At 67.6% G+C, this 5,835-nt stretch carries 4 protein-coding genes and 1 rRNA gene; 3 read left to right on the top strand and 2 right to left on the bottom strand.

Annotation, left to right across the window (positions count from 1 at the left end; all coding sequences use genetic code 11):
- A 5S ribosomal RNA gene (gene rrf / locus DCO49_RS19150) occupies nt 1-95 on the top strand; the annotation flags it as partial.
- Between the two features lie 268 nt (nt 96-363).
- Here the strand turns inward: rrf and DCO49_RS19145 are convergent.
- Nucleotides 364-2,076, bottom strand: coding sequence for a M28 family metallopeptidase (locus DCO49_RS19145; RefSeq protein WP_116865341.1), 1,713 nt, complete (start codon nt 2,074-2,076; stop codon nt 364-366).
- Between the two features lie 84 nt (nt 2,077-2,160).
- Complete coding sequence (locus DCO49_RS19140; RefSeq protein ID WP_116865340.1) at nt 2,161-2,823, bottom strand: hypothetical protein; 663 nt, start codon at nt 2,821-2,823, stop codon at nt 2,161-2,163.
- A gap of 95 nt (nt 2,824-2,918) precedes the next feature.
- On the opposite strand from DCO49_RS19140, the gene DCO49_RS19135 reads away from it, so the two are divergent.
- On the top strand, nt 2,919-4,223 hold the full coding sequence (locus DCO49_RS19135) for a peptidoglycan DD-metalloendopeptidase family protein (RefSeq protein ID WP_116865339.1): 1,305 nt from the start codon (nt 2,919-2,921) through the stop codon (nt 4,221-4,223).
- Between the two features lie 107 nt (nt 4,224-4,330).
- Complete coding sequence (locus DCO49_RS19130; protein WP_116865338.1) at nt 4,331-5,788, top strand: S41 family peptidase; 1,458 nt, start codon at nt 4,331-4,333, stop codon at nt 5,786-5,788.
- Nucleotides 5,789-5,835 lie beyond the last annotated feature (47 nt).

Raw genomic sequence — 5,835 nt, 5'->3', positions numbered from 1 at the left:
GGAACCACCCGATCCCATCCCGAACTCGGAAGTGAAACGCAGCTGCGCCGATGGTAGTGTGGCTCAAGCCATGCGAGAGTAGGTCATCGCCAGGGTTTACACCCAAAACCCCGCTGCTCACGCAGCGGGGTTTTTCTTTGCGCGCAGATAAACACGCTACGCGCCTTGCCGCGCGTTGCGCGCTGCCAACCAAGGTTGGCAGCTTCCAACGGCGAACCCGGTAGATCCATGCCATGCGTGGATACGGCGAACCGGTAGATCCACGCCATGCGTGGATGGACCGCCCCACCGCCCACAAAAAAAAGCGACGCCCCGTGGGGCGCCGCCTGGACCTCAACACTATTCAGTCGAGCAAGCTCGACGCTACGGGGCCGCGGCCTTGTTCTTCATCATCTCGTCGCGGGCAGCCTTGAAGGGATTGCCTTCGTACCAGTTCGGCCAGCGATCGCCGCCTGCCAGTTCCTTGCCCACGCCGTACATCAGCTCCAGGTCTTCCACGGTGCCATCCAGCTTCCAGGTGGAGGCATCGAACTCATCCTTCGGCCCGTGATAGCGGTTGTTACCGTAATCGGTCGCGGCCTTGCGGCCCGCGTCGACGCCACCGTCGCGCAGGTCCTCGCCACCGTCGGCATACAGCGCCGGCACGCCGGCCTTGGCGAAGTTGAAGTGGTCCGAACGGAAGTAGAAACCGCTCTGCACCGAGGTCTCGCCGTGCAGGGTGCGGTCTTGGGCGGCAGCCAGCGGCTTGAGGATGTCCTCCAGCTCGGAACTGCCGAAACCGGTCACCGTCACGTCCTTGGCACGGCCGGCCACCGACATTGCGTCGATGTTGATCACGCCGGCAATCTTGTCCAGCGGGAAGGTCGGGTGGGCAACGTAGTACTTGGAACCCAGCAGGCCGGACTCTTCCAGGGTCACGGCCAGGAATACCACCGAACGCTCCGGCTTCGGATCCTGGTGGGCCATGGCTTCGGCCACTTCGAGGATGCCGGCCACGCCGGTCGCGTTGTCGACAGCACCGTTGTAGATGTTGTCGCCTTCCTCGCCCTCATGCTTGCCCAGGTGGTCCCAGTGGGCCATGTACAGCACGGCCTCATCAGCACGCTTGCTGCCCGGCAGCACGCCGACCACGTTGCGCGACTGCTTCTGCGCGATTTGGCTCTTCAGGTCGACCGCGGCGGTGGCCTTCAGCGGCACCGGCTTGAAGCCGCGCTTGCTGGCGTCCTTGTAGGCCTGCGCCAGATCCAGGCCGGCCCCGGCAAACAGCGCCTTGGCGGCGTCCGCACTCAGCCAGCCCTGCACCGGGATGCGCGCTTCCGGATCATCCTTGGCCGGCAGGTCGTACTGTGGGCCAGCCCAGGAGTTCTTCACCACGTCCCAGCCATAGGAAGCACCGGCGGTGTCGTGCACGATCAGCGCGGCGGCGGCACCCTTGCGGGCGGCTTCCTCGAACTTGTAGGTCCAGCGCCCGTAATAGGTCATGCGCTTACCGTCGAACAGCTTCTCGTCGCCGACATGGAAGCCCGGGTCGTTGACGAACATCACGACCGTCTTGCCCTTCCAGTCCTGGCCGGCGTAGTCGTTCCACTTCTGCTCCGGCGCATCCACGCCATAGCCGACGAACACCAGGTCACTGGCATCGACCTTCACTTCGGCCTCGCCGGTACGGGTGCCCACCACCATGTCGGTGCCGAACTTCAGCTCGGTGGTCTTGCCACCCTGGGTGATCTTCAGCACGGTCGATTCGTCGGCCGTGGTCTCGGTCATCGGCACGTCCTGGAACCAGCTGTCACCGTTGCCCGGCTGCAGGCCGATGCGCTGCATCTGGTCGCGGATGTAGTTGACCGTCAGTTCTTCGCCCTTGCTGCCCGGGGCGCGGCCTTCGAATTCGTCCGAAGCCAGCGTCTTGACCATCTCGCTGAAGTCGGCGGCGTTGATGCTGGGCGAGAAAGTGTGGGCTGCTGGCGTGGCCGCAGCATCGGGGCTGGCGGCAGGCGCCGGCGTGGAAGTGTCTTCGCCTTTGCAGGCGCTGAGCGCGGCCGCGGCGGCCAGGCACAGGAGGAGTTTGCGGGGCATCGTCGTTTCCTGGATACACGAGGGATGGCCACGCCGGGCGCGGCCGGTGAAGGGGAGCATTCCCCGTACTGCAGCGCCGGGGACTCAGTCCGCCGGCGCGGTATCTGTGTCGAACGGGATCGGCTCGGCACCGGTGACCGGCCCGACGCGTGCGGTGCGGTGCACGTACAGCACCACCTCGCGTTCGAACAGCAGCGGGCCTTCGACCACGGCGTTGGGGCCGATGATCACGCGCGGCTTGCGGCTGGCCGTGAGCGAAACGCTGAAGTTGGGCTTGCGCACGCGCAGGCCGCCACCGACCTGCGAGCCGATGCCCACGGTGATGTCACCGTTGACCGTTTCCACGTCCTTGCGCACGCGGCTGTTGACCAGGCCGATGCCACCGTTGACCGTTTCCACGCCGCCTTCGATCTGGCTGCCGTGGTCGCTGAAGATGCTGCCGTTGACCGTGCTGACATCGCCCTGGGCGATGACTTCACGGCCCAGGCGCACGCTGCCGTTGACCGTCTCGATGCTGCCGGTGCGGGCGCGGTCGGCCACGGTGACGCCGCCGTTGACGGTGTCGATGCTTCCGGTTTCCACGCCGTCACCGACGCGGATGCCGCCGTTGACGGTGTCCAGCTTGCCGTAGCGCTGGCCCGGGTCGGCGCTGATGCTGCCGTTGACCTTGCTGATGTTGTCCTGCGCGCCGAGTGGGCCGGCGACCAGCAGTGCGCCCAACAGCAGCGGAATGGAGAGCGTTTTCATGGGGGACCTCGTTGTTGTGCGGCTGGCAGGCCGCGTGCGTTGATGTCACCATTCCCCGGCACCCCCTGCAACTGCCTGAAGTCACTGGAAAGCCCTTGCGCAACAACGTCTTCCCCTCACGCCGACATCACGCCGCCGCTGCCCGCGCCGGGCGTTGCCTGTTGCTGGGGCTGGCATTGGCACTGGCCGCTCCCCTACCGGCCAGCGCGCAGACCGCCTCCACCCGCGAGGCCGAGCGCAAGCTGCAGAAGCTGCGCACCGAATTGAAGGGCGTGGCGCAGGAGCGCCGGCAGATCGAGGGCCAGCGCGGGCAGGCCTCACGGCAGCTGCGCGATGCCGACGAAAAGGTCGCCCGCAGCGGCCGGGCACTGGCCCAGACCGAAACCGCGCTGCGCGAGCAGAGCCAGGCCCTGGCCGAAGCCGAACAGCGCCGCGCCACTCTGCAGGCCAACCTGGCCCAGCAGAACCGCGAGCTGGCCGGGCTGCTGCGCGCGGCCTACCAGCTGGGCAACCATGCCCCGCTGAAGCTGCTGCTGTCGCAGGACACGGTGGCCGATGCCAACCGTGCCCTGGCGTACCACCGCTACCTGCAGCGCGAGCGCGCCCAGCGCATCGCCACCCTCACCGGCGACCTGAAGGAACTGGAGACGCTGCAGGCGCAGATTGCCGAGCGCAAACAGACCCTGCTGGGCGCACAGCGCGACCAGAAGCAGCAGGCCGCCTCGCTAGCCGCCGCTCGCCGTGATCGTGCGCAGACCGTGGCCTCGCTGGAAGAACGCTTCAAGGACCGCCGCGAGAAGGAACAGGCGCTCGGCCAGGATGCCAAGGCGCTGGAAACGCTGCTGGCCAACCTGCGTGCGGCCGCCGCCCGCGCCGAGGCCGAACGCCGTGCCGCCGCGCGCAAGGCTGCCGCCGAAAAGGCCGCTGCCGAAAAGGCCGCACGCCAGGCCAAGGCCGAGGGCCGTCCGCCGCCGCCAACCAAGGTCCCGCCGGCCGTGGCCTCCGCGCCTGCGCCGAAGGTGGGCGGGCTGGGCTGGCCGCTGTCGGGCAACCTGCTGGCCCGCTATGGCGCAAAGCTGCCCGACGGGCGCACCAGCAGCGGCGTGCTGATCGGCGCGCCGGCCGGCAGCACCGTCACCGCCGTGGCCGATGGCACCGTGGTGTTCTCCGACTGGATGACCGGCTACGGGATGATCCTGATCGTCGACCACGGCAATGGCTACATGAGCCTGTACGCACACAACGACACCCTGCTGAAGGATGCCGGCGCGCGCGTGAGCCGTGGCGACGCCGTGGCCAAGGTCGGCAATTCCGGTGGCCAGGGCGTGACCGCGCTGTACTTCGAGCTGCGCCGCGGCGGGCAACCGGTCAACCCGGACAGCTGGCTGCAGCGGCGCTGAATCGACGCTGCTGCGACCTGGCCGGATTCAACGGGAATTTAGCCACGCTTCGCGCATAATCGGGGCATGTGCCTTGGGCACGATGCCACCGTCGACAGGAGTGATCCATGCGCGCAGCCCGTACCGCCACCCTCTTGCTGGCCCTGATGCCAGCGCTGTCCTGGGCGCAGCAGACTGCGCCGGCCGCCACCGATACCTCCGGCCAGGCAGCGAGCAACGAGGAGGCGGTGACCTCGAAGGTGCCGCTGGAAGACATCCGTCGTTTCGTCTCGGTCTACAACGCGGTCCGCGCGGCCTATGTCGATCCGGTCGATGACAATAAGCTGATGCAGTCGGCCGTGCGCGGCCTGCTGCTGGATCTCGATCCGCACAGCACCTACTTCAACAAGGAAGATGCCGAGGCCTTCGACGAGCAGGCCAACGGTGCCTACGAAGGCATCGGCGTGGAGCTGCAGCAGCAGCCCGACAACGCCAGCATGAAGGTCATCTCGCCGATCGACGACACGCCGGCGGCCAAGGCCGGCATCCTCGCCGGTGACCTGATCATCGCCATCGACGGCAAGCCGATCAGCGCCATCGATGCCAGCGAACCGCTGCGTGGCCCGGCCGGCAGCAAGGTGGTCCTGACCATCGTGCGCGACGGCAGGCCCAAGCCGTTCGATGTCAGCCTGACCCGGCAGACCATCCGCGTGACCAGCGTAAGGAGCCGCATGCTCGAACCGGGCTACGGCTACATCCGCCTGAGCACGTTCCAGGCCGATACCGGTTCTGATTTCCAGAAGCACGTGCAGCAGCTGCAGAAGCAGGCCGGTGGCCAGCTCAAGGGCCTGGTGCTGGACCTGCGCAGCAACCCGGGTGGGCTGCTGACCGCCGCCGTGCAGGTGGCCGATGACCTGCTCGACAAGGGCAACATCGTCAGCACCCGCGGCCGCATCAGCATCAGCGATGCACGCTTCGATGCGACGCCGGGTGACCTGCTGAAGGGCGCGCCGGTGGTGGTGCTGGCCGACGCGGGTTCGGCCAGTGCGTCCGAAGTGCTGGCCGGTGCGCTGCGCGACAACAAGCGTGCGCGCGTGGTCGGCAGCCGGACCTTCGGCAAGGGCTCGGTGCAGACCGTGCTGCCGCTGGACAACGGCGATTCGGTCAAGCTGACCACCGCGCGCTATTACACGCCCAGTGGCAAGTCGATCCAGGCCACCGGCATCGTGCCCGACGTGGAACTGAAGCCGGCGCCGACGCCGGAAGAAGATGCACTGCCGGCCAGCCTGAGCGATTACAGCGAGGCGACCCTGCCGGGCCACCTGCGCGGTGACGACGAAGGTACCGAGGGCTACCGCGCCGGTGCGGTGCTGCCGGGCGATGCGCCGATCAATGACGCTCTGGCCGAACTGAAGAACCCCGGTTCGGTGACCACGCGATTGAAGGCGGAAGCGGCCAAGGCCGAGGCGGAGAAGGCGACGAAAGCCGCGGCCGCCAAACCGGTGCCGAAGCCCGATGCGAAGCCCGATGCGAAGGCAGAGCCGAAGCCCGAACCGAAGCCGGCCGAAACCCCGGCCAAGCCGTGAGGTAGCGCCGGGCCATGCCCGGCGACAAGCTGCAGTCGAGCAAGCTC

The organism is Stenotrophomonas sp. SPM (assembly GCF_003105135.1).
Taxonomy (GTDB): domain Bacteria; phylum Pseudomonadota; class Gammaproteobacteria; order Xanthomonadales; family Xanthomonadaceae; genus Stenotrophomonas.
The sequence above is the reverse complement of the archived record's forward strand: the minus strand, read 5'-3'. Positions and strand labels throughout refer to the sequence as shown.